This is a genomic window from Streptomyces sp. NPDC088124 (genome assembly GCF_040685895.1).
Lineage (GTDB): Bacteria > Actinomycetota > Actinomycetes > Streptomycetales > Streptomycetaceae > Streptomyces.
The window spans coordinates 114,728-138,155 of the sequence record NZ_JBFBJB010000014.1 but is presented as its reverse complement, the minus strand read 5'-3'; the positions used below and the strand labels follow the sequence as shown (position 1 = coordinate 138,155).

The following is a 23,428-nucleotide window of genomic DNA, read 5'->3' as shown; positions in this document are numbered from 1 at the left end:
CCGGGCCGGGGGCTCGGCTTCCGCCGCGCTGGGGTGCCGGCTTCCGCACCGGGGAGCCGGTGCCCGTCCCGGGGAGCCGGTGCCCGTCCCGGTGAGCCGGTTCCCGTCCCGTGGAGCCGGCTTACGCACCGGGGATCTGGCTTACGCGCCGGGGAGCCGGCGCCCGTCCGGAACGGCCGTCGCGGTGCGCCGGAACGCACTCGGGCTGACGCCCCGGATCCGTTTGAACGCCGCGCTGAAGGCGAACGCGTCGGAGTAGCCCACGGCGCGGGCGACCTCCGCGACGGTCGTCGCGTCCCGCTCGGCCAGCAGGTCGGCCGCGAGCGCCATGCGCCGGTGGGTGAGATAGGTCAGCGGCGGTTCGCCGACCAGGTCGGCGAACCGCTTCGCCAGCGTGGCCCGCGACACCCCGGTCCGCCCAGCCAGCGAGGAGACCGTCCACGGCGCCGCGGGCTCGGCGTGCAGCAGCCGCAGCGCGTCGCCGACCACCGGGTCCCGCTGGGCGGCGTACCAGGCGGGCGGTTCGCCGCCGGGACGGTCGAAGTACTCGCGCAGCGCGCACACCAGCAGCCAGTCCAGCAGCCGGTCGAGGACCACTTGCTGACCCGGGATGTCGGCGGCGGCCTCGGCGGCCAGATGGTCCAGTACGGGGTCGGCCCCGCCACCGGAGGGGACGCGCAGCACGACGGGCAGCGCGTCCAGCAGCCTGCGGCTGATCTCGCCGCGCACCGGGTAGGCGCCGACGACCAGCGTCGTCGTACCGGCACCGGCGTCGGAGCCGACGCCCGTCCCCGTACCCGCACCGGCGTGATCGCTCCAGCCGAGCCGGTGCCGGGTCCCGCCCTGTTCGGGCGTCGCACAGTCCTCGCCGCACACGATCGGTTCGGCCCGCGTACCGACCTCGTCGACGAAGGTGAACGGAGCGGGGCCCCGCACGATGACCGTCTCGCCGGCGCCGAGCCGCTCGGGCGGACGGTGCTCCGGCACGAGCCAGCCCGCGCCGCCGAGGACCGCGCACAACGTCAGCGGCGCGCCGTCCACGAAGCGCAGGGCCCAGGGCGGGGACAGGGCCGAGAGGCCGAACAACGAGCCCTGGGCCCGCACCCCGCGGAAGAGATCACCGAACGCGTCCACCCCACAGAGGCTAGACGATGACACAGGCAATCCGGCTTTTTGCCTATGGATTCGTCCGAGCGGCAGCCGTTGAATCGGTGTCATGACCAACAACGACACCACCCTTGTCCTCGGCGCCACCGGCAAGACCGGCCGACGGGTCGCCGCCCGGCTCCGACTGCGCGGCACGCCGGTGCGCGCCGCGTCCCGGTCCAGCCGGACCCGTTTCGACTGGTCCGCACCCGCGGGCTGGGATCAGGTCCTCCGGGGCGTCACCACCGTCTACGTGGTGCCGCCGCCGGTGCCCGGGCCGGTGCACGAACTCGTGGCGCGCGCCGAGGCCGCCGGAGTGCGGCGCCTGGTGCTGCTCTCCGGGCACGGCGCCGACACCTGGGGCGACTCCCCGTTCGGGCTGGACATGCGCTCGGCCGAGGAGGCCGTGCGCGGCTCGGCCCTGGAGTGGACCGTACTGCGGCCGTCGAACTTCATGCAGAACTTCGACGAGGACGTCTTCCACGCCCCGCTGACCGCGGGCGAACTCACGCTCCCGGCCGGTGCGGTCCCCGAACCGTTCGTCGACCTGGAGGACGTGGCCGACGCCGCGGCCGCGGTACTGGCCGAGCCCGGCCGGCACGCCGGGCGGACCTACGAGCTGACCGGGCCGCGCGCGCTGACCTTCGCCGAGGCCGTCGAGCTGATCTCCCGGGCATCCGGGCTGCCCATGACCTACCGCCGGGTCTCGCCGGACGGGTACACCGCGGCGCTGGTCGAGGAGGGCTGGGGCGAGGACGACGCCCGCCATCTCACCGCGATGTTCGAGCTGATGGAGCGCGGGCTGCTCACCGGCACGGCGGACGGCGTCGCCACCCTGCTGGGCCGCGCGCCCCGTACCTTCGAGGAGTACGTCGTACGGGCCGCGGCGGCGGGCGCCTGGCGCACAACTGCCGGCTGACCGTCGGTCGCTATCCTGTCGGCGTGGCCACCGATTCCGAGCGACCCGCGCTCGACGCACTCGACCGGGCCATCCTCGCGGAGCTGAGCCGGGACGGCCGGATCACCAACATCGAGCTCGCCCGCCGCATCGGCCTGACGCCCGCCCCCTGCCTGCGCCGTGTCAAGCGCCTGGAGGAGGAGGGGGTGATCACCGGCTACCGGGCGGTGCTCGATCCCGTGGCGACCGGCCGTTCCTGCGAGATCGTCGTGGCCGTCGACATCACCGTCAACGACCGTCAGACGACGGAGGAGTTCGAGAAGGCCGTGACACGCTTCGACGAGGTGACCGAGGTGAGACGCCTGCTCGGCCGGCCCGACTACTTCGTCCGCGTCAACGTCGCCGACCTCGCGGCGTACGAGGAGTTCCTCATGAACCGCCTGGCCCGGCTGCCCGCCGTGCACCGGGTGGAGTCCCACCAGACGATGAAGATCGTCAAAGGCGGCCCCTGAGAACGAGGACGGTCGGCGAGAACGAGTACGGCCGGCGAGAACAAGCACGATCCCCGAGAAGGGGCGAACATAAGGTTCAACGTGATCCAGCCAGGAATCCCGGCCCTTTAGGGCTCGGGAGGAATGGTTTCTCCGGACTGCTCTGACGCCCGCGTCACAGCGGGCGTTTTTGCTGCTCGATGTACTCCTTGATGACGGACAGCGGTGCTCCGCCGGCGGAGGCCGCGAAGTATGAGGGTGACCAGAAGTGCGCGCCCCACAGGTACTCGCGGAGGTGATCGGCGTACTCCTTGCGGAGGTAGTGGGCGGACACGCCCTTGAGTGATCCGACCACCCTGGGAACGCTACCGCTGCTGCTCATAGCCGCGGTCGCGATCCTGACCCTGATCTTCCTCAACACGGGCCTGCGCACTGCGGTGGACACGGGACGCCTGGCGGAGAACGTCGGCTGGGTCGAGGCGCTGCGCGTGCCGGGCAGCACACCGGTGGCCCTGCTGATCACCGGGATCACCGCGTCGTACGTCCTCGGCACCCGGCACGGCCGCAGCAGGGACTTCCTGGAGGACCTGTACGACAACACCCTCAAGCCGATCGCCCCCGTCATCTTCATCACCGGCGCGGGCGGCATGTTCGGCATGCGTGCTGGTCGTGGACAACGCCATCGACGCCGCCGCCGAGGTGCACGGCGACCCGTGGGTCGAGGTGGAGCTGCGGCAGGACGCCTCCGGCGTGGAGATCGTGGTACGGGACTCGGGGCCCGGAGTGGCGCCGGAACTGGCCCGTGAGGTGTTCACCCGCGGCTTCACCACCAAGGCGGCCCAGGGCGGGGAACGCGGGATCGGCCTGGCCCTCACCCAACTGGTCTGCACCCGCCGCGGCGGCGAGGTCGCCGTGGCCAACACCCTCGACGGCGCCGTGTTCACGGCGCACCTGCCCGCGCAGTACGCCGAGCGCCGGAACAGCCTGGACAACACGGTGATCAGCGGTCAGACCGACGTGGACCGCCTGCTCACCCGGCCCGCCGCGGCCCCGGCCGCGCCCGCGCCCGCCACGCCCAAGGGAATGAGCGCCGAGACGACCCGCCTGGTGACCACCGCGCTCCGCACCGCCGAAGGCACCCTCTTGGCCTCCGAGTGCGCCGGCCTCATCGGCATCTCCCGGGTCAGCGCCCGCCGCTACCTTGAACACCTGATGACCACCGGCAGCGTCGACGTATCCGTCCGCTATGGCATGGCCGGCCGCCCGGAACGCCGCTACCGCTGGCGGTCGACGTAGGTCCGGGGTCTCCGACCTGCGGCAGAACATCCCTTCTGAAACAATTTAGACCGAGCATTCATACGGAATTCGGAAAGCGCCGCACTACCGCTCAGGGAGGACACCATGAGCGCCACGGCCACGCGCCGCGAGACCGCCCGCGCACTGCTCGACACCCATGGACAGACCTACGCGGCCCAGGCGGGCATCCGGCTCAGGGACACCCCCCAGCCGCTCTACCAACTGCTGGTCCTCGCCTGCCTGCTCAGCGCCCGTATCCGGGCCTCGGTCGCCGTCAGCGCGGCGCACGAACTCTTCGAGGCGGAGCTGCGCACCCCCCGCCGGATGGCGGACGCCACCTGGCAGCAGCGGGTGGACGCACTGGGCGCGGGCCACTACCGGCGTTACGACGAGAGCACGTCCACCACCCTCGGCAAGGGCGCCGTATTCCTCCGCGAACACTACGGCGGCGACCTCCGCCGCCTGCGCGAGAAGGCCGGCGGCGACCCCGGCCGCATGCGCGAACTCCTCCAGGAACTGCCCGGCATCGGCCCCGCCGGCGCGGACATCTTCCTGCGCGAGGTCCAGGGCGTCTGGCCCGAACTCGAACCCTACGTCGACGCCAAGGCCGCCCAGGGCGCCCAGCGCCTAGGACTCCCCACGGACCCCGGCGAACTGGCGAAGCTGGTATCGGCACAGCAACTGGCCACCTTCGCCGCGGCTCTCGTACGGGCGGCGCTCGACAGGTCCGTGGCGGAGGACGTGAAGGAACAAACAACCCCAGCGCGCGGAACGCCCTCACGCAAAACACCCTCCTGACCGCGATTTCGCAGGTCAGGAGGGTGTGAGAGCGGTAGCGGAGGGATTTGAACCCTCGGTGACTTGCGCCACACTCGCTTTCGAGGCGAGCTCCTTCGGCCGCTCGGACACGCTACCGAGAGAGAGCTTAGCCCAAGGTGGGCCGTGGTTTGAAATCGATAGGTGGTCGGGGGTCAGCGGGATCGGAAGAAGGCGGTCAGGAGGGTGGCGCACTCCTCGGCGAGGACGCCGTGGATCACTTCCGGGCGGTGGTTCAGGCGGCGGTCGCGTACGACGTCCCAGAGGGAGCCCGCGGCGCCCGCCTTTTCGTCGAGCGCGCCGAACACCACCCGGTCCAGGCGGGACTGGACGATCGCGCCCGCGCACATCGTGCACGGTTCCAGGGTCACCACCAGGGTGCAGCCCGTGAGGCGCCACGCGCCGAGCTTCTCGGCCGCCCTGCGGATCGCCAGGATCTCCGCGTGGGCCGTCGGGTCGCCCGTCGCCTCGCGTTCGTTGTGGGCCGTGGCCAGTGTCGTGCCGTCCGGGGACAGCACGACGGCGCCGACCGGTACGTCATCGGACCCGCCGGCCCGTACGGCCTCGTCCAGGGCGAGGCGCATGGGGGCCGGCCACGGTGCGCGTACCGGGTCGGGCTCGTCCATCTAGGGCCTCTCGTTTGGATCATGCTGGGCTCGCGTGCCCGCAGCGACATCAGCCGCTACCGCGGCGGGCCGCGCCTCGCGGCGTTGACGGCGGATACGGGGGAGCCGACGCTCACGCGTCGCCTCCCTCCTCCGCCTTGCGATCCACGGCACCAACAGCGACATCAGCCGCTGACGCGGCGGGCGCTCCCTGATCCAGCCTGATCCAAACGAAAGACCCTAGCGCACGGTCTCCAGTACTTCCGCCGCGCCCAGGGCCTCCGCGATCTCGGCCATCGCGTCGCTCTCCAGCGCCAGCAGATCGGCCTCGGAGAGGCCCAGGTCGGACAGGATCTCCCGGTCGCCGACGGCGCCCGTGGGCACGGTTTCCGCGGCCTTGGCGGGGGTGTCGGTGTCAGTGTCGGTATCGGTTCCTTCGTACTCGTCGTCCGGTTCGCCGGCCTCCGTACCGTCGAGGTCCAGCGCGTCGAGGTCGTCGGCCGGGTCGTCCTCGTCCCCGCCGAGCAGTTCATCAATGAGGATCTCCCCGTAAGAGGAGCGCGCGGCCGCGGCCGCGTCGGAGACGTAGATACGAGGATCTTCCTCGCCCTCCACGCGGAGGATGCCGAACCAGGCGTCCTCCTGCTCGATGAAGACGAGCACCGTGTCCTCGTCCACCGAGGCTTCGCGGGCCAGGTCGGTGAGATCCGACAAGGTCTCCACATCGTCGAGCTCTGTATCGCTCGCTTCCCACCCGTCTTCGGTGCGCGCGAGCAGTGCGGCGAAGTACACCGTGACTCTCCCACTGGTCAGAGGTGTGACGGTCCGGCGGTGCGCTGCTCGGCCCCGCCTACTCGGAATCGTGGCAGAAACCGGCGCTTCGCGAGAGGTCTTCCGCCGTTGCGTCGTGGCGCCATTTTATTAGGCCCCTGTTCGGACCCGGGCGCGGGATGGCTTCCGCCGGGCCCGCGGGTGGTCCGGAGGGCGGTCCGGGGGGCGGTCCGGGGCTTTCCGGATCCGGTCCCGTGGCCGGGCGTGGCTCCCGGCGGGTCGGGCGTGGCTACCAGCGGAACGTACGCATCCGCATCTGCTGGCGCATCCGTGCCGCCCGTGCCTGCCGGGGCTTCACGCGCTCGCGGAGCGCCTTGGCCTCGTTCAGCTCCCGCAGGAACTGCGCGCGGCGCCGGCGGCGCGCCGCCTCGGTCTCGCTCTCGCCGCTCCCCGTGGTGTCCGGCTCCGGCTCGGGATCCGGGGGTGACTCGGGACTCATCGACGCCTCACCACCTCAAGGCTGTGTCCTTGGCCCTTCTACCTTCCCTCGCCCATGAGGGTTGATGCCAGCCCGTTCCTGGCATTCCAGACCTCAGAGGTCGCGCGGACAGGTGGGGCGGCGTCGCGTGCCGATGGGCGGCGCCCGGCGGCGTTGTCGTCAGTCGACAACGCTCCGCGTCGCCTCCCTCCTCCGCCTTGCCGGACTTGCCCCTCGCCCCGCTCCTTCTCCCGCCCCACCTGTCCGCGCGACCTCTAACCTGGCAGCGCGTGAGGCATTGGCCCCCGGTTACTGTGGACGCCATGCGGATTCACGTCGTCGACCACCCGCTGGTCGCGCACAAACTCACCACCCTGCGCGACCGGCGCACCGACTCCCCGACCTTCCGGCGGCTCGCCGACGAGCTGGTCACCCTGCTCGCGTACGAGGCCACCCGGGACGTACGGACCGAACAGGTCGACATCGAGACCCCCGTGACGGGCACGACGGGGGTGAAGCTCTCCCACCCGCGGCCCCTGGTCGTCCCGATCCTCCGGGCCGGTCTCGGCATGCTCGACGGCATGGTGCGGCTGCTCCCGACCGCCGAGGTGGGCTTCCTCGGCATGATCCGCAACGAGGAGACGCTCCAGGCGTCCACGTACGCGACCCGGATGCCCGAGGACCTCTCCGGCCGGCAGGTGTACGTACTGGACCCGATGCTCGCGACCGGCGGCACGCTCGTCGCGGCGATCCGGGAGCTGATCAAGCGCGGCGCGGACGACGTGACCGCCGTGGTGCTGCTCGCGGCGCCCGAGGGCGTCGAGGTGATGGAGCGCGAGCTGGCGGGCACGCCGGTGACGGTCGTGACGGCGGCGGTCGACGAGCGGCTCAACGAGAACGGCTACATCGTTCCCGGTCTGGGCGACGCGGGCGACCGGATGTACGGCACCGTCGACTAGCCGACCAGGGCTTTCGTCGGACGGGACGTGGGCCGGGTCTTCGGTGCCTTCCACCGAAGGCCCGGCCCCTTCCGTCAGCAGGAGGGCTTCACCGGGGTGCTCAGTGTGGCCAGCGCCTGGTCCGCGTCCTTCTGTACGTCCAGCGCCTTGAAGGCCGTGCCGATGATCAGGTCGACGTCCTTCGTCGTACGGGTGTCGGCCTTGGACGTGGCGCCCTTGAGCTGGGTCCCGAGGACGGTGAGGGCGCTGTCCGAGGCGGTCGTCGCCCCGAGCAGTATCCCGGCGCCCGGAACCTTCTTGTCGTACGTCTCGGGGGCGTTGCCCACCTTCCCGATGACGAAGCCGCGTTTTCTCAGCTCGTCGGCGGTGGTCTTGGCGAGTCCCTCCCGCGGGGTCGCGTTGTAGACGTTGACCGTGATCTGGCCGGGCCTGGGGAGGGCCCTGGCGGGTGTGGTGGTGGGGGACGGTGTGCAGCGGGGCGTGTCCCGGCCGCCGGTGGCCGTGCTCTTCGTGCTGCCGCCGGAGAAGACGTCGATGAGCTGGAGTGTTCCCCAGCCGGCCAGGCCGAGGGCGACGACGGCGGCGACGGCCGCGAGCACGATCCTGCGGCGGTGACGGGGGCGGCGCATACGGGGGTATGTGGAACCCGTGATGCGGTACTTTCCGCCCATGCCGGGGGGAGTGAGCATGCTCATGGGCGCAGCGTAGTGCGCGCCGTGGTTGTTTCCTACTAAATGATCAACCGTTTGGGCGGTTGGAGTGCGGGAATGGGCCCAAAAGGCTCAGCGGGGGCCACGGCGGGGGCGGGGTCCGGCCCGTCAGCCCATGCCCAGCTCCAGTTCCAGCACGCGCGCGTGCAGCACCTGGCGCTGCTGGAGCGCGGCGCGGACGGCGCGGTGCAGCCCGTCCTCCAGGTAGAGGTCGCCCTGCCACTTCACGACGTGCGCGAACAGGTCCCCGTAGAAGGTGGAGTCCTCGGCGAGCAGCGTCTCCAGGTCGAGCTGACCCTTCGTCGTCACGAGCTGATCGAGGCGGACCGGGCGCGGCGCGACATCCGCCCACTGCCGGGTGCTTTCCCGGCCGTGGTCGGGATACGGCCTCCCGTTACCGATGCGCTTGAAGATCACACGGAAAGCCTACCGGGCGAGCGGCTCCGGGCGCAGCCATGACGCAGGAGCGCAAAGGTCTCATTCGGTGACATAGGGGGAGCGAAGTGTGGGCGGGATGAGAACGAAGCGGGAACGAGGCGTGCCCGGGCGACCCCGGGGGTGCTACACGGGGGGCGTGCCCGGCGGGGACTGGCGGCGGGGGTGCGGTGGCGGGTGCGGGCCGGGGCTGGCGGAGAGCGACGGGGCGACCGGGTGGGCGCCTCTGCCGTCGCGCGCCGGCACCCTCACTCTCACCCTGCGCGGCATGAGTCCGTAGATTCCCAGCGGCGGAAAGAGGTCGACCCGTCTCGGATAGTTTCCCTGCGCGCATTCGAGACAGAGGAGATCTCGTGTGCCGTCCGGTGTGGTGCGTACCGCCTCGACGCTGTTTTTCCAGCATGCCTCGCAGTACCAGCAATCCCTTTTCGACAGCAGCACGGTCGCTCTGGGCAACGGGTCACCTTTCCTCGGCGGATTTTCCTCGACGGAGTTCGTGCGTCGGCTCAGAGAGGGGCGATGAGGGCCGTGGGGTCGGTGAGGGTGGTGAGGGTGGTGGGGCGAGTGGGGTGGAGGGGAGAGGGCGGGGGGACACCGGGTGTGCGAAGGGGCGGGAGAGGCGCGCGCGGGTCCGCCGTGACGGCGCCCAATTCCGGTGCGGGGATAGGGATTGAGTTCGAATCACTGCGCATTGTCGTCCTCGGGGCGGTGCAACTACATTGCGTGCTACTAGCGTTGCTCTGCGCCAGGGGCGTGCGCAACGCCCCGTGCGTGCCAGACACGATCTGTCACCCGAGAAAGGAAGGCCCAATGGGGCGGCGCAATGCGGAAGGTGGGGAGAAGGCGGCCGGTACGGCGGCCGTATTCGGTGAAGTGCTGAAGCATTCACGGGACTCCATCGGCATCACCCAGGCCGGGCTCGCGGAGAGAGTGCCGTGCGACAGGTCGTTCGTAGCACGTGTGGAGGCCGGCACGCGCGTTCCCGACGACAAGTTCACCGACACGTGTGATGTGGTGCTGCGGACCGGCGGGATCCTGCGCAAGCTCTGGGAGAAGATCGACTGGTATCCGGAGGTGGAACATCCGGACTGGTTCAAGCGCCGGGCCGCCATGGACGCCCAGGCGGTCGCGCTGCGCGAGTACCAGAACCAGGTGATGCCGGGACTCCTGCAGACCGAGGACTACGCGCGGGACCTTTTCGCCCAGGTCGCCACCGGCGACGAATTGGCGGAGATGGTCCGCGCGCGCCTCAGCCGGCAGCACCGGTTCCTTTCGACCGGAGGACCGCTTCTCATTGCCGTCCTGGACGAAAGCTGTATCCGGAACGCCGTATTCAGTGATGCCGTCATGCGGAATCAGTGTGCGCATCTGCTGCGCGTGGGGAAGCTGCCCAACATTCGTGTACAAGTCGTCCCGGCCGGCTCCCGGGGCGTGGTGCGTCCCAGTACCTCCATGTCGCTCATCACCATGCCCGACGGCCAGTTGTGGGTGTACTCGGAATCCCTCGACCGCGGACACTTCAGCGATGATCCGGAAGTCACCGCCCGTCATGCGCAGTCCTATGATGTGCTCAGGGCGGATGCCCTATCCGCTTCCGAGTCCGCCGTGCTGATCCGTGACGCGATGGAAGGGTATGGCCACCATGAGGAACCGCGATGTGACGGCGGCGGCGTGGGTGGCGGCGGCGTGGGTCAAGAGCAGCTACAGCAGCAACAACGGCGGAAACTGCGTGGAAATAGGCCTCGGTATCCCCGGCTCCGTTCCCCTTCGTGACAGCAAGAGCACCGGAGGCCCCGTGCTGGTTTTTCGTACCGGAGCTTTCTACATCTTCCTTTCGGGCGTCAAGAGACCCCTCTCCTGAGCGGCCACGCCCCGACTTAGCCCGCTTGACCTGCCTCTTCCCTCTTGCCGGGCCTCCTGGCGTTTCGGCGAGGTGCTTCCGGCCGATTCCGCCGTAATCTCTGGCGGAATCTCCGACATCTCCGAATTCCTCAGGAATGCGGGAAAGGAAGGGTGTACGACTTGCTCAGCACCGAGTTCGTGACCGGCTCGCCCAACTGGCTCGACGTGGCCGCCCCCGACATCGACGCCTCGGCCGCCTTCTACACCGCCGTCTTCGGCTGGACCGTACAGTCGGCCGGTCCGGACGCCGGGGGCTACGGGTTCTTCCAGAAGGACGGCAGGACGCTCGCGGCCATCGGGCCGCTCGGCGGGGACGGCGCCGAAGCCGCCTGGTCCGTGTACTTCAACAGCCCGGACGCCGACTCCACCGCGCGCTCGGTCACCCAGCACGGCGGCGCCGTACGGGTCGCACCGATGGATGTGATGGACGCCGGGCGCATGGCCTGTTTCACCGACCCCCAGGGCGCGGACTTCGCCGTCTGGCAGCCCGCCTCCGTACGCGGCCTCGAAACCGCCTCCGAGTCCGGCACCCTCTGCTGGGCCGAACTGCACACCGGTGACGGCGCGGGCGCGCTCGCCTTCTACCGGGCCCTCTTCGGCTGGCGCTTCCAGGAGCTGCCGGCGCCCGGCATGACGTACACCGTGCTCTCCACCGGCGAGGGCGACCAGCAGGACGCCTCGTTCGGCGGGGTCGCTCCGGTCCAGGACGGCGAGGGGGCGCGCTGGCTGCCGTACTTCGCCGTCGACGACGCCGACGCGGTGGTCGCCGCGGTCCAGGGGAACGGCGGCTCCGTCGTCATGCCCGCGACGGACGCGCCGGACATCGGCCGCATGGCGCAGCTCGCCGACCCCTTCGGCGCGCGCTTCGCCGTCATCAGGCCGGCCCCGCCGCAGGAGTAGCCGTACGGACCGGGGCCGCGGGGCGGAAGCGGGCGGGGCGCGCGGGGGATGCCGACTCCCCGCGCGCCCCGCTTCTGCTTCCGCCGCTCCTGTCAGCCGTATTACCTGTGCTTCCTCGTGTTACGAGGCGGGCGTGTGGCCCTTGTCGCGCACCGGAGCCGTCGTCTTCCCGGCCGAGCCGTCGGCGCCCGTCGGTGCCGACGGTGCCGTCTGGGCCGACTGCTGCGAATGGGCCGACTGCTGCGAAGCCGCCGGCTTCTTCAGCGAGCTGAGGTCATGGGCGTAGGTGCCCACCGCGTTCGCGATCACGTCGACGTTGATGTCGAAGGCCCGCATGCTGATGTTCGAGAGGTCGTCGCAGGCCGCGTGGTAGCACTTGTCGTACGCCACCCCCGCCTCGCCCCCGTACCGCTTCGCCTGCTCCTCCGACTTGAGGCCCTCCGCGCCCGTGAACGTGCCGCCCGAGGCGATGCCCGCGTCCATGAAGGGGCCGTAGTCGGAGCGGCCGTCGAAGTCCGTGCCCTCGTGCGAAACGTTTCTGCTGTCGAGGAAGTCGGTGATGCCCTTCTCGATCTGCGCCGAGCCCTCGGGACCCGGGCCCGCGCCCTCGCCGTCCGAGTCGTCGCCGTCGTAGACGAACTGGGCGTAGTTCGGTGAGGCGATCATGTCGAAGTTCAGGTAGAGCGAGATGTCCGCGCGCTGCCGGTCGGTGAGCTTCCCGACGTACGACTCCGCGCCCAGCAGGCCCAGTTCCTCCGCCGACCACCACGCGAAGCGCACCTTGTTCGCCGGCTTGTCGTGCGTCTTGGCGAGCTTGAGCGCGACCTCCAGCAGCCCCGCCGAGCCCGAGCCGTTGTCGTTGATGCCGGGGCCCTCGGTGACCGAGTCGAGGTGGGAGCCGAGCATCACCGTACGGTCGGACCTGCCGCCCTTGGTCTCGGCGATCACGTTACGGGTGGTGCGCTCCTCCTGGAGCTGGCGCACGTCGAGCGAGACCGTCACGGGGCCGGCCGCGGCCTCGGCGGCCAGTGCCTCGCCCGCCTCCTGGGTGATGCCGCCGGTGGGGATCACACCGGCCTCCGGGCCGCCGAGCGTCCCGTTGAGCGCGCCTTCGGTGTTGTTGTAGATGATCGCGGCGACCGCCCCCGCCGCGCCCGCCTCCCGCTGCTTGTCGGCGAAGGCGCAGCCCCCGCGCTGGATGAGTGCGATCTTGCCGGTGTAGTCGGCCGAGGCGTAGTCGCCCGGCTCGCACCCGGTCGTGGCGTCGAGCGGTACGGCGGCCAGCTCGGCCCGCACACCGCCCTCCGGGGTGGACTTCGTGTACGACATGGCGGTGATCGTGATGTCGCGCGGCGTCGGCGCGGTGACCGAGAGCTTCTCGGCGAGCGTCTCGATGTACGTGATGTCGAAGGTGTCGTACGAGACCTTGTAGCCGGCCTTCTTGAGCTGGCCGTACACATAGGCGGCGGAGGCCTCGTGGCCCGCGGTGCCGGCGGCGCGGTTGCCGTCCGACTCCTCGGCGATCTGCTGGAACTTCTCCAGGTGGCGGTACGCGTCCTTCGCGGAGGCCGAACGCACCAGCTTCTTCGAGAGTTTCGCGGCGTTCCGCGCGGCTTCCTTCGCCGGGTCGTGCGGTCGCGCGGCGGCGGGGGAGGAGGCGGAGAGCAGAAGCGGGGCGGCGAGCGCGGTGGCGGCCGCCGCGGCCATGAGTCTGCGGGACGTTGCGTTCACAAGGGTCCTTCCGGTGCGAACGAATGTGAGCGAATGTCGGAGAAAAGTAGCGGGGGCGGCGCCGTCTGGGAACAGGTGTGGCGCAGGTCACGGAACGTTTCGGTCGATCATGCGTGGAACGACCCCGTCCGGCGACCGCCGGGCGGCCCGGCGACCCTGGTCAGTGCTGCTTCGCCGCCTTCGCCGCGCGCTTGGCCTCCTGCTTGAACGCCCGTACCTTCGCCAGCGATTCGGGGCCCGTGATGTCCGCCGCCGAGCGGTAGGACCCCTCGTCGCCGTACGCGCCCGCCGCCGCGCGCCAGCCCTCGGGCCGTACCCCGAACTGCTTGCCCAGCAGCGCCAGGAAGATCTGGGACTTCTGCGTCCCGAAGCCGGGCAGTTCGTTCAGCCGGTCCCGTACCTCGGCGCCGGTGGTGATGTCGCGCCAGATCGCCGTGGGGTCGCCGTCGTAGTGCTCGACCAGGTACTGGCAGAGCTGCTGGACGCGCCGGGCCATCGACCCGGGGTAGCGGTGCACGGCGGGCTTGTCGGAGAGCAGGGCGGTGAAGGCGTCGGGGTCGTACGCGGCGATCTCGCGCGCGTCGAGGTCGTCGCCGCCCATGCGGACGGCGATGGTGTAGGGGCCCGAGAACGCCCACTCCATGGGGACCTGCTGGTCCAGCAACATGCCGACCAGGGCGGCCAGGGGGCTGCGGCCGAGCAGTTCGTCGGCCTCGGGCTGCTGTGCGAGCCGGATCGTGGTGCTCATGGGGCGATGATCGCGCGGGGCGGAGGAGAGGGGCGGACAACACGCACTGACAATGCGTTCATATGACTATTTTGTGGTCCGTATGGGGGAGCGGGGCGACGGGTAGATCGCGGTGCAGGTACTTCGCCGCCGCACCCGTGAAAGGCCGCCCGCTCGTGACGCACCCCTTTGAACTGCCGGATTTCTACCTGGCCTATCCGGCCCGCCTCAATCCGCACCTGGCAGAGGCCAGGACGCACTCGAAGAAGTGGGCCAGGACGATGGGGATGCTGGAGGGCTCGGGAGTCTGGGAGGAGCGCGACCTCGACTCCCACGACTACGCGCTGCTGTGCGCGTACACCCATCCCGACTGCGACGGACCGGCGTTGTCGCTGGTCACCGACTGGTACGTGTGGGTCTTCTTCTTCGACGACCACTTCCTGGAGGTCTACAAACGCCCGCAGGACCGGGCGGGCGGCAAGGCGTATCTCGAACGGCTCGCGGCCTTCATGCCGATGGACCTGTCGGCCGGTTTCCCCGAGCCCGCCAACCCCGTCGAGGCGGGGCTCGCCGACCTGTGGGCGCGTACGGTCCCGAGCATGTCCATGGCGTGGCGCCGGCGGTTCGCCGAGTCGACGGAGAACCTGCTCAACGAGTCCGACTGGGAACTGGCGAACATCGACGCGGAGCGCGTCGCGAACCCGGTCGAGTACATCGAGATGCGCCGCAAGGTGGGCGGGGCGCCCTGGTCGGCGGGGCTCGTCGAGTACGCGGCCAGGGCCGAAGTGCCCGACGCCGTCGCGGACTCCCGGCCGCTGCGGGTGCTGAAGGAGGCGTTCTCGGACGCGGTGCACCTGCGCAACGACCTCTTCTCGTACGAGCGGGAGATCGAGGAGGAGGGCGAGCTGAGCAACGGCGTACTCGTCCTGGAGACCTTCCTCGGCTGTACGACGCAGGAGGCGGCCGACGCGGTCAACGACCTGCTGACCTCCCGGATCCAGCAGTTCGAGAACACGGCGCTGACCGAACTGGCGCCGCTCTTCGCGGAGCGGGGGCTCGGGCCGCGGGAGTGCGCCGACACGCTCGCCTATGTGAAGGGCCTCCAGGACTGGCAGTCGGGCGGCCACGAGTGGCACCTGCGCTCCAGCCGCTACATGAACGGAGTGGGGGAGCCCGGGACGGGCGACTCGGGGAAGGACGGGGACCACGCGGGCGCGGGGGGCGGGTGGCCCGGGTTCTCCATGACGCCCGTCGGGCTCGGTACGGCCGCCGCCGACATCACGCGCGCCATGGGGCTGGGTACGGTCACCCCGCGCAGTCTCGGGTCTGTCGTTCGGGTCTGGTCGGATCAGGGAGCGGGGTCTGGTGCCGTGGATCGCAAGGCGGAGGAGGGAGGCGACGCGGAGCGTCGTCGAGTGACGACAACGCCGCGAGGCGCGGCACCAGGGCACGCGAGCCCGGCCAGACCCGCACGGCAGGCCCTCGGGGTGGGCGCGGCGGCGCGGGTGCGCAGCTTCAGCCATGTGCCGTTCCGGCGTGTCGGGCCCTCCGTGCTGCCCGACTTCGAGATGCCGTACGCGCTCTCCCTCAGCCCGCATCTCGACCGCTCGCGCGCGCACACGGTCGAGTGGGCCCACCGGATGGGACTCCTGGCGGCCCAGCCGGGGCTGCCGGGATCGGGCATCTGGGACGAGGAGCGGCTGCGCCGGATCGACCTGCCGCTCTGCTCGGCCGGCATCCATCCGGACGCCACCCCGGAGGGGCTCGACCTGACCTCGGACTGGCTGACCTGGGGGACGTACGCGGACGACTACTACCCGGTGGTCTACGGCGCCGCGCGCGATGTCGCGGGCGCGAAGGCGTGCAACCAGCGGCTGGCCCTCTTCATGCCGACCGGGACGGGACCGACGCCGCCACCGGCCACCGCGCTGGAGCGCGGGCTGGCCGATCTGTGGGTCCGTACGGCCGGGCCGATGGCGGAGCCCGCGCGGCGCGCGTTGCGCACGGCGGTCGAGGACATGACGGCTTCCTGGGTGTGGGAGCTGACGAACCAGGCGCAGAACCGTATCCCCGACCCCGTCGACTATCTGGAGATGCGCCGGGCGACCTTCGGCTCGGACCTGACGATGGCCCTGGCGCGGCTGGGCCACGGCCGCGAGGCGGAGCCGGAGGTCTTCCGGTCGGGGCCGATGAGGTCCCTGGAGAAGGCGGCGCAGGACTACGCGTGCCTGGTCAACGACGTCTTCTCGTACCAGAAGGAGATCGAGTTCGAGGGCGAGGCGCACAACGCTCTGCTGGTGGTGCAAAACTTCTTCAACTGCGACTATCCGGCGGCCCTGACCGTCGTGGACGACCTGATGAAGTCGCGGATGCGCCAGTTCCAGCACGTCGTGGCGGAGGAACTGCCGGTGCTGTACGACGACGCGGAACTGGACGCGGAGACGCGGCGGATGCTGGACGGCCGGGTGCGGGAGCTGGAGAACTGGCTGGCCGGGATCCTCAACTGGCACCACGGCTGCAGGCGTTACAAGGAGCACGAGATCCTTGAGGACCGGAGCCGTACGGGCCGTTGGGCGCCCCCGGGCCCGACGGGCATCGGCGTCTCGGCGGCGCGCATCCACTTCCCGGGGTGGTCCGCGACCGGCGGGTCCGCGCCCTCCGCGCGCCCCTCCGCTGTCCCCCGAATGGCCCAGTAACCCCCTTGCCGGGCAAGGAGTTTGACATCCGGTCGAAGTGGTCGACCGTGATCGTGAACCGGATGGGGGCCGTGAGTGGCGAGCGGGCAGGCCCGGAGTCGGTGGGACTCGCGGGTCGTGCGGGGTGTGAGGGATACACAGGGTGTGCGGGGCGCGCGGGGTACGCGGGGTGCGCGGACGGCGGTACTGGAGGCCGTCGCCGGTTGGGTCCCGGGCGAGCCGGTCCGTAACGAGGCGCTGCCCGCCGCGTGGGGCGTGGACGACGAGTGGATCCGCAGGCGTACGGGCATCGAGGCCCGCCACCGCGCCGGGCCCGGGATGGCGACGGGGGATCTGGCGTACGAGGCGGCCCGGCTGCTGATCGGCGACGGGGGCCGGGGGCACGGGGGCTTCGGCGGATCGGGGGCGCACCGGGGCGGTTGCCGGGGCGGGGCGTGCGGGGCGGCGGCGGAGCGGGCGGTGGACGGGGTCGATGTCGTGGACGCCGTCGTGCTGGCCACGGCCACCCCCGACCACCCCTGCCCCGCGACGGCGCCCGAACTCGCGGCGCGGCTGGGGCTCGGCGCGGTGCCCGCGTTCGATCTGGGCGCCGTGTGCAGCGGGTTCGTCTACGGCCTCGCCGTCTGCCACGGCCTGGTGGTGTCCGGGCTCTACGACCGGGTGCTGCTGGTGGGCGCCGATGTGTACTCGACCTGGCTGGACCCCCGGGACCGGGCGGCGGGCGTGGTGTTCGGGGACGGCGCGGGGGCGGCGCTGATCGGCGCGGGCAGAACCGGTTCGCCTGGCGAGCTGCTCGGCTTCGACCTGGGCAGCGACGGCTCGGGACGGGAACTGATCACCGTGGCGGGGGGCGGCTCGCGGGCCCGCTCCCAGACGGTCGGCTCCGGCGGTCCCGGTGGCCTCGGCGCCCTCGGCGCCCTCGGCGGCCCCGGTGGTCCTGGTGGCCTCGGTGGTCCCGGCGCTCCGGTCGCGGCGGGTGACGAGTTCTTCCGGATGCGGGGCCGGGCCGTCTACCAGCACGCGGTGGAGCGGATGACGGGTTCCTGCCGCGCCCTGCTGGACACCGTGGGCTGGGATCCGGCCCAGGTGGACCACTTCGTACCGCACCAGGCCAACGCCCGCATCCTGCGGGCCGTCGCCGAACGGGTGGGCATCGGCGCGGAACGCTGTGTCACCCACCTCGACCGCGTCGGCAACACCGGCGCGGCCTCCATCCCCCTGGCCCTGGCGGACGCGGCGGCGCGGGGGCGTTTCCGCGCGGGCGACCGCGTGCTGCTCACCGCTTTCGGCGGCGGCCTCACGTGGGGGACGGCGGCCCTGAGCTGGCCCGGAACCGTACGGGCCGCGCCTTTCGACGACGGAAAGTACGCACCATGGGAAGGAACGCATCATGACGGGGACGGCTGAGCGGGTGGCGCGGGCCGGGGTGGCGGTGACCGGGCTCGGGGTGGTGACACCGGCGGGTGTCGGCGAGCCGGCCTTCTGGGCGGGGCTGTGCGCGGGCCGGTCCGTCGCCCGGCGGCGGCCCGAACTGGCGGGGATGCCGGTCGACTTCGTGTGCGCGATCGGCGACCCGTCGGAGCGAGGGCCTGAGGGAGAACCTGAACGGGGCTGGGGCGGCGGCGACTTAGGGGCTGCCGCGAACGGGGCCCCGGACGGAAGGGCGGACGGGACGGCGTACGGCACCGCGAGCGGGACGGCGTACGGCACCGCGAGCGGGACGGCGTACGGCACTGCGAACGGGACCGCGCGTGACCCGGCGCCCGGCGCGGCGCGTGACGCCGCGTACAGCGTGCTCGACGTGGACGCGGCGGTGGGCGGCCGCTCCGTGTGGCGCATGGCGCGGTTCGTGAAGCTGGCCCTGATCGCCGCGCGGCAGGCGGTCGCGGACGCCCGTCTCGACCCCATGACCTGGGACGGCGCCCGGGTGGGGGTGGTCCTCGGCGTCGGGGTGGGCGGCGTGTCCGTACTCGCCGACAACGCGCTCAAACTCCAGGCGCACGGGCCGGAGTCCGTCTCGCCCCTGCTGGTGCCGATGATGATCCCGAACGCGGCGGCCGGTGAGGTCGCCATCGCGCTCAAGGCCCGGGGGCCGAGCCTGGCCCCGGTGACCGCCTGCGCGTCCGGGGCGACCGCGCTCGTCGTCGCCCGGGACCTGCTGCTCGGCGGGGAGTGCGACGTGGTGGTCGCGGGGGGCGCCGAGTCCGTACTGACCCCGCTGGTGGTGACGGCGTTCGCGCGGATGGGCGCGCTGTCGACCCGCACGGACGACCCGGCCGGGGCGTCGCGGCCGTTCGCCGCCGACCGGGACGGGTTCGTCATCGGGGAGGGCGCGGGGATGCTCGTACTGGAACGGGAGGCGGACGCGCGTGCCCGGGGCCGGGTGCCGCGCGCGCTGCTGGCCGGCGCGGGCGCGAGCACGGACGCGCACCATCCGACGGCGCCCGCGCCGGGCGGCCGGATCGCGCAGGTGGCCGTGGAGACGGCGCTGCGGGAGGCGGGGTGGAGCGCGTACGACGTCGAGCACGTCAACGCGCACGGCACCTCCACGCCGCTCAACGACGCCATGGAGGCCTCGCTGATCGAGCGCGTCTTCCCGCACGGGCCGCCGGTCACGGCGGCGAAGGGGGTGGTGGGGCACACGCTGGCGGCGGCGGGGGCGATCGAGGCGGTGGCGACCGTCCTGACGCTCGAACACGGACTCATCCCGCCGATCGCCAACCTGGACGCCCCGGCGGTCGAGTTCGACCTCGACTGCGTGACGAAGCAGGCGCGGCGGCAGCGGGTGCGGAGCGCGGTCAGCCACAGTTTCGGCTTCGGCGGACACAATGTCGCACTGGCGTTCGGGAGAGTCTGACGGGGTGCGGAACGTGCTGGTGACGGGCGCGCGGGACGGATCGGCCGAACGAATGTCTTGTGGCCCTGGGTGCGGGAAATTCGTTTCTTCATCAACCGTCGCTCGTTCTTCTCAGGTGAGCGTAATGATCAACAGCGGTGCCGTGGACGCCGGGAAGGCGATGACGAGGCAGCTGACGCGGGTGCTGTACGGGGACGATTTCGAGCGGGAGCACGGACCGTGGCGCCGGTTCGCCGCCGACGGGCTCTTCCGCGACCGGCCGGACGCGACGGACGCCGAGCGGCTGGCCCTCGCGTACGACCGGCTGCGGGCCGTGAACGGCGCGATCGACAGCCCGGCGGGGCTCGCCGCCGACCCGCGCGGGGTCGCGGCGCTGCACGAGTGGCTGGGGCCGATCGACCCGTCCTTCACGACCGTGGCCGGCATCCACTACAACCTCTTCCTCGGCAGCCTGCTCGACCACGACGCCGCCGCCGACGGCGACCCCGGGGCCGTGGAGCGCGATCTGACGGACTTCCTGACGCTGCGCCGGATCGGCACCTTCCTCTGTACGGAGGTGGCGCACGGCAACGACGCGGTCGCCCTGGAGACGACGGCCACGTACGACCGCGCCAGGGACGGCTTCGTCCTGCACACGCCGCACGCGGGTGCGCAGAAGTTCATGCCCAACACCAGCACCACGGGCGGCGCGAAGAGCGGGGTGGTGGCCGCGCGGCTGCTCGTGGACGGGGCGGACCACGGCGTCTTCCTCTTCCTGGCGCCGCTGACGGACGGCTCCCGGACGCTCCCGGGGGTACGGGTGCGGCTGCTGTCCGAGCGGTTCGGCAGCCCGCTGGACCACTGTGTGACCTCGTTCGACCGGGTCTTCGTGGCGCGGGACGCGCTGCTGGGCGGCGTCCGGGGGCGGCTCGGCCGGTTCGACGGGGACGGCGCGTTCAGCAGCGCGGAGAACAACCGGAGGCGCCGCTTCCTGGCCTCGATCGGCCGGGTCACGGCGGGAAAGCTCTCGATGAGCGCGGGCGCCCTCGGCGGAGCGCGCGTCGCGCTCGCGCTCGCCGTACGGTACGGCGGGCACCGGATGATCTCGGGGCCCCGGGCGGCGGAACGGGTGCCGGTCTTCGCGCACCGCAGCCACCACGGGCCGCTGGCCGGGGGCCTGGCGACGCTCTTCGCGATGACACTGCTGCACCGTACGGCGGTCGACGCGTGGGAGACGTGCACCGAGGCGAACCGGGGCGAGACCGAGCGGCTGGTGGCGGTCGCCAAGGGGTGGATCACCTGGCGGGCGCGCGAGATCATCATGGAGTGCCGTGAACGGTGCGGCGCCCAGGGGCTGTTGGCACGCAACGGCATGACCGAGCTGCTCGCGAACATCGAGGGCGCGATCACGGCGGAGGGCGACAACACCGCGATCTACGCGAAGGCGGCGGCGGAGCTGCTGTTCTCGGCGCGGGCCCCGGAGCGGGCCACCGGGGCGGCGCGGCCGGGCATGGACGAGCCGGGGCCGGTGCCGGCTCCCGGACATACGGACGGTGTCTCCCCGGAGTGGTACGACACGGGCCATCTGGGTGATCTCCTGGTGGCCGTCGAGCAGTTGTGGCTCGACCGCGCCCGCCGCCGGATGGCCCGCGCACCGCAGGGCGACCCCCTCTCCCGCTGGAACGCGGCGTCCGGCGCGGCGCTCCGCGCCGTGGAGGCGCACGCGTACCGGCGGGCGGCCGAGGCGTACACGGCGGCGGAGCGGCGGCTGCGCGAACTGGAGCCGGAGCCGGAGCCGGAGCCGGAGCCGGAGTCGGAGCTGGAGCTGGATGCGGAGCCGGAGCTGGAGCCGGAGCTGGAACTGGAGCCGTTGGGGGCCGAGTTGGGCTCCGGACCCGGTGCGGTGGCCGGTTCCGGTTCCGGGGCCGGCGACGGTTGCGGGTCCGGAACCGGCAAGGGGTGCGAGGCAGGCTCGGCGCTCGGGCCGCTCCGGTCGCTGCACCGGCTCTTCGCGCTCCAGTGGATCGACCGGAACAGCGGCGACCTGCTGGCCCACGCCCTGCTGACACCCCGTCTCGTCGATGAACTCCCGGAGGTGATCGAGCGGCTCATCGCCGAGCTGGCCACGTACGCGCCCACCCTGGTCGAATCCTTCGCGCTGCCCGAGGAGATGCTCGCGGACCGGCCCATCTCCGGCGCGGGGTACACCGACGCGTACGACGACCCGGAGGGCGGGTGGGCCGTGGCGGAGACGTCGCCACGGTGTGCCGCGTGCCGTCGGACGCCGCCGTCCGTACCGCCCTTATCAGATCGATTTCATGTTGTCCATCGGCTTTTGAGGTTTATCAACACTTTGAGAAACTTGCCGTACTAGGCCCCTTGAGTGCTTTGAGTACCTTTTGAAAGGACATGCCATGAATGCAACCCGTCCTGCCACCAGCCCCGCATCCGGCCATGCGGCCGGCCACACGACCGGCCACGGAACCAGCCACGCGACCTGTCATGTGCTCCGCCCGGTGACCCGTTCCGCGATCGCGATCCACCCGAAGATCACGGAGGTCCTCTCCGAGACCTTCAAGGTGCCGGCCGTCGAGATCCACCCCGAAGCCACCATGGACAGCCTGGAGATGGACTCCCTCGCGGTCGCCGAGTTCGCCGTCATCATCAAGGAGCGGCTGGGCGTCGTCGCCGATTCGGAGACGCTGCTGAAGGGCGCCACGCTCGCCGAGATCACCGCGTTCCTCGACAAGGCGGCCGTGGGCGTCGGCCGATGACCGGTGGTGCCGGGGCCCGGCCCGCCGTCGCCGTGACCGGGCTGGGGATGATGACCCCGGCAGGGAACGACACGGAGTCCACCTGGAACGGGGTGTGCGCGGGCGTCTCCCCCGCCCGTACCGTCCCCGGGCTGAGCGGGTGCGTCGTCGACTTCGCCTGTACGGTCGACGGCATCGACCTGGACGCCGCGATCGGCGGGCGGACGGCCTTCCGGATGGGCCGGCACGTGAAGTTCGCCCTGCTCGCCGCGCGTGAGGCGGTCGCCGACGCCGGGCTCGACCCGCGGAGCTGGGACGGAACCCGGGTCGCCGTCGTCGTCGGGACGAGCAGCGGCGGCTCCGCGAGCGTGACGGAGCAGGCCCTCGCGCTCGACCGGCGCGGTGCCGAGGCCATCTCGGCGACGGGCACGCTGCTGACCATCCCCAACATGGCGGCGGCCGAGATCGCCATCAAGATGCGGGCCACCGGCCCCAGCATGGCGCCCTGCACGGCCTGTTCCTCCGGGGTCACCGCCCTCTCCGTGGCGCGGGACCTGCTCACCACCGGACAGTGCGACATCGCGGTGGCCGGGGCCACGGAGGCCACCGTCTTCCCGCTCGCCGTGATCGGGTTCGCCCGGTCGGGCGCCGCCGCGCTCGCCGGCCCCGGCGACGACCCGGCGCTGCTCTGCCGCCCCTTCGCGGCCGATCGCGCCGGGCTGGTGATGGGCGAGGGCGCCGCGATCATGGTGCTGGAACGGGAGCGGGACGCGCGGGCCCGCGGCGCCCGGCCGCGCGCGCTGCTGGCGGGCGCCGGCGCCACGACCGACGCCCACCACCCGACGAGCCCGCACCCCTCGGGCGCCGTGGCGCAGCGGGCCGTCGAGGTGGCGCTGCGCGACGCGGGGTGGCACGCGGGGGACGTCGAGCACGTCAACGCGCACGGCACGTCGACGCCGCTGGGTGACGCGACCGAGGCGGCGCTGATCAGCCGGGTCTATCCGCACCGGCCGCCGGTCACCGCGCCCAAGGGCGTGCTGGGGCACTGCATGGGGGCGGCCGGGGCGATGGAGGCGGCGCTGACCGTGCTCACCATCGAGCACGGGGTCGTACCGCCGATCGCCAACCTGGACGCGCCCGCCGTCGAGTTCGACCTCGACTGCGTGACCAAACAGCCGCTGCGGCAGCGGGTCGACCGGGCGGTCAGCCACTCGTTCGGCTTCGGCGGCCACAACGCGGTGCTGGCACTGGAACGTGCCTGACACCCCTGTCCCTGTT

25 protein-coding genes, 1 tRNA gene and 1 pseudogene are annotated in these 23,428 nt (G+C 71.8%); 16 read left to right on the top strand and 11 right to left on the bottom strand.

The window, feature by feature from the left end:
* Positions 1 to 141: 141 nt before the first annotated feature.
* The gene (locus tag AB0P17_RS14155) at positions 142 to 1,134 is read right to left on the bottom strand and encodes an AraC family transcriptional regulator (protein WP_365810703.1); all 993 of its coding nucleotides are present in this window, start codon (positions 1,132 to 1,134) and stop codon (positions 142 to 144) included.
* An 82-nt stretch (positions 1,135 to 1,216) separates the two neighbouring features.
* On the opposite strand from AB0P17_RS14155, the gene AB0P17_RS14150 reads away from it, so the two are divergent.
* Positions 1,217 to 2,065 carry an NAD(P)H-binding protein gene (locus tag AB0P17_RS14150; RefSeq protein ID WP_365810701.1) on the top strand — a complete coding sequence of 283 codons (849 nt, stop codon included), beginning with the start codon at positions 1,217 to 1,219 and terminating at the stop codon, positions 2,063 to 2,065.
* Positions 2,066 to 2,088: 23 nt separating this feature from the next.
* Complete coding sequence (locus AB0P17_RS14145) at positions 2,089 to 2,556, top strand: winged helix-turn-helix transcriptional regulator (RefSeq protein ID WP_365810699.1); 468 nt, start codon at positions 2,089 to 2,091, stop codon at positions 2,554 to 2,556.
* Between the two features lie 154 nt (positions 2,557 to 2,710).
* Here AB0P17_RS14145 and tnpA read toward each other — a convergent pair whose 3' ends face one another.
* Entirely contained in the window at positions 2,711 to 2,917 is a 207-nt protein-coding gene (tnpA, locus tag AB0P17_RS14140; RefSeq protein WP_365810697.1) for an IS200/IS605 family transposase, read from the bottom strand.
* Here tnpA and AB0P17_RS14135 point away from each other — a divergent pair.
* The 3 genes and pseudogenes from AB0P17_RS14135 to AB0P17_RS14125 form a co-directional block, all read left to right on the top strand.
* Positions 2,874 to 3,131 (top strand): annotated as a pseudogene (locus tag AB0P17_RS14135) (GntP family permease); the annotation flags it as partial. The gene tnpA and the pseudogene AB0P17_RS14135 sit on opposite strands and share 44 nt — an antisense overlap.
* Before the next feature lie 64 nt (positions 3,132 to 3,195).
* Positions 3,196 to 3,831, top strand: coding sequence for an ATP-binding protein (locus AB0P17_RS14130; protein WP_365810695.1), 636 nt, complete (start codon positions 3,196 to 3,198; stop codon positions 3,829 to 3,831).
* A gap of 105 nt (positions 3,832 to 3,936) precedes the next feature.
* Positions 3,937 to 4,629: an endonuclease gene (locus AB0P17_RS14125; RefSeq protein ID WP_365810693.1), complete on the top strand. Its 693-nt coding sequence runs from the start codon at positions 3,937 to 3,939 to the stop codon at positions 4,627 to 4,629.
* A gap of 32 nt (positions 4,630 to 4,661) precedes the next feature.
* Here the strand turns inward: AB0P17_RS14125 and AB0P17_RS14120 are convergent.
* The 4 genes from AB0P17_RS14120 to AB0P17_RS14105 form a co-directional block, all read right to left on the bottom strand.
* Positions 4,662 to 4,746 (bottom strand) — tRNA-Ser (locus AB0P17_RS14120).
* A 56-nt stretch (positions 4,747 to 4,802) separates the two neighbouring features.
* Positions 4,803 to 5,273 (bottom strand): tRNA adenosine(34) deaminase TadA, encoded by a 471-nt coding sequence (tadA, locus tag AB0P17_RS14115; protein WP_365810692.1) that lies wholly within the window; start codon positions 5,271 to 5,273, stop codon positions 4,803 to 4,805.
* A gap of 219 nt (positions 5,274 to 5,492) precedes the next feature.
* On the bottom strand, positions 5,493 to 6,044 hold the full coding sequence (locus tag AB0P17_RS14110) for a hypothetical protein (protein ID WP_365810690.1): 552 nt from the start codon (positions 6,042 to 6,044) through the stop codon (positions 5,493 to 5,495).
* 268 nt (positions 6,045 to 6,312) lie between these two features.
* The gene (locus AB0P17_RS14105) at positions 6,313 to 6,522 is read right to left on the bottom strand and encodes a hypothetical protein (RefSeq protein ID WP_365810689.1); all 210 of its coding nucleotides are present in this window, start codon (positions 6,520 to 6,522) and stop codon (positions 6,313 to 6,315) included.
* A 302-nt stretch (positions 6,523 to 6,824) separates the two neighbouring features.
* Here AB0P17_RS14105 and upp point away from each other — a divergent pair, with 302 nt between their 5' ends.
* Positions 6,825 to 7,460, top strand: coding sequence for a uracil phosphoribosyltransferase (gene upp / locus AB0P17_RS14100; RefSeq protein WP_365810687.1), 636 nt, complete (start codon positions 6,825 to 6,827; stop codon positions 7,458 to 7,460).
* Between the two features lie 74 nt (positions 7,461 to 7,534).
* Here upp and AB0P17_RS14095 read toward each other — a convergent pair whose 3' ends face one another.
* From AB0P17_RS14095 to AB0P17_RS14085, 3 genes are all read right to left on the bottom strand, one after another.
* On the bottom strand, positions 7,535 to 8,155 hold the full coding sequence (locus tag AB0P17_RS14095; RefSeq protein WP_365810685.1) for a LytR C-terminal domain-containing protein: 621 nt from the start codon (positions 8,153 to 8,155) through the stop codon (positions 7,535 to 7,537).
* 123 nt (positions 8,156 to 8,278) lie between these two features.
* Positions 8,279 to 8,587 (bottom strand): type II toxin-antitoxin system VapB family antitoxin, encoded by a 309-nt coding sequence (locus tag AB0P17_RS14090; RefSeq protein WP_365810684.1) that lies wholly within the window; start codon positions 8,585 to 8,587, stop codon positions 8,279 to 8,281.
* A 144-nt stretch (positions 8,588 to 8,731) separates the two neighbouring features.
* Positions 8,732 to 9,040: a hypothetical protein gene (locus AB0P17_RS14085; protein WP_365810786.1), complete on the bottom strand. Its 309-nt coding sequence runs from the start codon at positions 9,038 to 9,040 to the stop codon at positions 8,732 to 8,734.
* Between AB0P17_RS14085 and AB0P17_RS14080 the strand changes: the two genes are divergently transcribed.
* The 4 genes from AB0P17_RS14080 (at position 8,961) to AB0P17_RS14065 (ending at position 11,407) form a co-directional block, all read left to right on the top strand.
* The gene (locus AB0P17_RS14080) at positions 8,961 to 9,128 is read left to right on the top strand and encodes a hypothetical protein (RefSeq protein ID WP_365810793.1); all 168 of its coding nucleotides are present in this window, start codon (positions 8,961 to 8,963) and stop codon (positions 9,126 to 9,128) included. The two genes, AB0P17_RS14085 and AB0P17_RS14080, sit on opposite strands and share 80 nt — an antisense overlap.
* Positions 9,129 to 9,415: 287 nt before the next feature.
* Positions 9,416 to 10,378: a helix-turn-helix transcriptional regulator gene (locus tag AB0P17_RS14075; RefSeq protein WP_365810682.1), complete on the top strand. Its 963-nt coding sequence runs from the start codon at positions 9,416 to 9,418 to the stop codon at positions 10,376 to 10,378.
* A complete protein-coding gene (locus AB0P17_RS14070) occupies positions 10,335 to 10,466 on the top strand; it encodes a DUF397 domain-containing protein (RefSeq protein ID WP_365810680.1) in 132 nt (43 codons plus the stop codon). Before AB0P17_RS14075 ends, AB0P17_RS14070 begins: the two co-directional genes overlap by 44 nt.
* A gap of 161 nt (positions 10,467 to 10,627) precedes the next feature.
* A complete protein-coding gene (locus tag AB0P17_RS14065) occupies positions 10,628 to 11,407 on the top strand; it encodes a VOC family protein (protein WP_365810679.1) in 780 nt (259 codons plus the stop codon).
* A 120-nt stretch (positions 11,408 to 11,527) separates the two neighbouring features.
* Here AB0P17_RS14065 and AB0P17_RS14060 read toward each other — a convergent pair whose 3' ends face one another.
* The gene (locus tag AB0P17_RS14060; protein ID WP_365810784.1) at positions 11,528 to 13,114 is read right to left on the bottom strand and encodes a M28 family metallopeptidase; all 1,587 of its coding nucleotides are present in this window, start codon (positions 13,112 to 13,114) and stop codon (positions 11,528 to 11,530) included.
* Between the two features lie 184 nt (positions 13,115 to 13,298).
* Entirely contained in the window at positions 13,299 to 13,886 is a 588-nt protein-coding gene (locus AB0P17_RS14055; RefSeq protein WP_365810677.1) for an HhH-GPD-type base excision DNA repair protein, read from the bottom strand.
* Between the two features lie 155 nt (positions 13,887 to 14,041).
* On the opposite strand from AB0P17_RS14055, the gene AB0P17_RS14050 reads away from it, so the two are divergent.
* The 6 genes from AB0P17_RS14050 to AB0P17_RS14025 all read left to right on the top strand — a co-directional run bounded on the left by AB0P17_RS14050 (position 14,042) and on the right by AB0P17_RS14025 (position 23,412).
* Positions 14,042 to 16,561: a germacradienol/geosmin synthase gene (locus AB0P17_RS14050; protein ID WP_365810675.1), complete on the top strand. Its 2,520-nt coding sequence runs from the start codon at positions 14,042 to 14,044 to the stop codon at positions 16,559 to 16,561.
* A 126-nt stretch (positions 16,562 to 16,687) separates the two neighbouring features.
* Entirely contained in the window at positions 16,688 to 17,968 is a 1,281-nt protein-coding gene (locus AB0P17_RS14045) for a beta-ketoacyl-ACP synthase 3 (protein WP_365810673.1), read from the top strand.
* Complete coding sequence (locus tag AB0P17_RS14040; RefSeq protein ID WP_365810671.1) at positions 17,952 to 19,418, top strand: beta-ketoacyl-[acyl-carrier-protein] synthase family protein; 1,467 nt, start codon at positions 17,952 to 17,954, stop codon at positions 19,416 to 19,418. Before AB0P17_RS14045 ends, AB0P17_RS14040 begins: the two co-directional genes overlap by 17 nt.
* 124 nt (positions 19,419 to 19,542) lie before the next feature.
* Positions 19,543 to 21,771 (top strand): acyl-CoA dehydrogenase, encoded by a 2,229-nt coding sequence (locus tag AB0P17_RS14035; RefSeq protein ID WP_365810669.1) that lies wholly within the window; start codon positions 19,543 to 19,545, stop codon positions 21,769 to 21,771.
* A gap of 142 nt (positions 21,772 to 21,913) precedes the next feature.
* Positions 21,914 to 22,171: an acyl carrier protein gene (locus AB0P17_RS14030; protein WP_365810667.1), complete on the top strand. Its 258-nt coding sequence runs from the start codon at positions 21,914 to 21,916 to the stop codon at positions 22,169 to 22,171.
* On the top strand, positions 22,168 to 23,412 hold the full coding sequence (locus tag AB0P17_RS14025; protein WP_365810665.1) for a beta-ketoacyl-[acyl-carrier-protein] synthase family protein: 1,245 nt from the start codon (positions 22,168 to 22,170) through the stop codon (positions 23,410 to 23,412). The genes AB0P17_RS14030 and AB0P17_RS14025 overlap by 4 nt, the downstream gene beginning before the upstream one ends.
* Positions 23,413 to 23,428 lie beyond the last annotated feature (16 nt).

Coding starts and splice junctions, on each gene's coding strand:
- AB0P17_RS14105 (WP_365810689.1), bottom strand. CDS start 6,522: ATGAGTCCCGAGTCACCCCCGGATCCCGAGCCGGAGCCGGACACCACG.
- AB0P17_RS14060 (WP_365810784.1), bottom strand. CDS start 13,114: ATGGCCGCGGCGGCCGCCACCGCGCTCGCCGCCCCGCTTCTGCTCTCC.
- AB0P17_RS14095 (WP_365810685.1), bottom strand. CDS start 8,155: ATGAGCATGCTCACTCCCCCCGGCATGGGCGGAAAGTACCGCATCACG.
- upp (WP_365810687.1), top strand. CDS start 6,825: ATGCGGATTCACGTCGTCGACCACCCGCTGGTCGCGCACAAACTCACC.
- AB0P17_RS14025 (WP_365810665.1), top strand. CDS start 22,168: ATGACCGGTGGTGCCGGGGCCCGGCCCGCCGTCGCCGTGACCGGGCTG.
- AB0P17_RS14075 (WP_365810682.1), top strand. CDS start 9,416: ATGGGGCGGCGCAATGCGGAAGGTGGGGAGAAGGCGGCCGGTACGGCG.
- AB0P17_RS14055 (WP_365810677.1), bottom strand. CDS start 13,886: ATGAGCACCACGATCCGGCTCGCACAGCAGCCCGAGGCCGACGAACTG.
- tadA (WP_365810692.1), bottom strand. CDS start 5,273: ATGGACGAGCCCGACCCGGTACGCGCACCGTGGCCGGCCCCCATGCGC.
- AB0P17_RS14040 (WP_365810671.1), top strand. CDS start 17,952: ATGACGGGGACGGCTGAGCGGGTGGCGCGGGCCGGGGTGGCGGTGACC.
- AB0P17_RS14035 (WP_365810669.1), top strand. CDS start 19,543: ATGATCAACAGCGGTGCCGTGGACGCCGGGAAGGCGATGACGAGGCAG.
- AB0P17_RS14150 (WP_365810701.1), top strand. CDS start 1,217: ATGACCAACAACGACACCACCCTTGTCCTCGGCGCCACCGGCAAGACC.
- AB0P17_RS14125 (WP_365810693.1), top strand. CDS start 3,937: ATGAGCGCCACGGCCACGCGCCGCGAGACCGCCCGCGCACTGCTCGAC.
- tnpA (WP_365810697.1), bottom strand. CDS start 2,917: ATGAGCAGCAGCGGTAGCGTTCCCAGGGTGGTCGGATCACTCAAGGGC.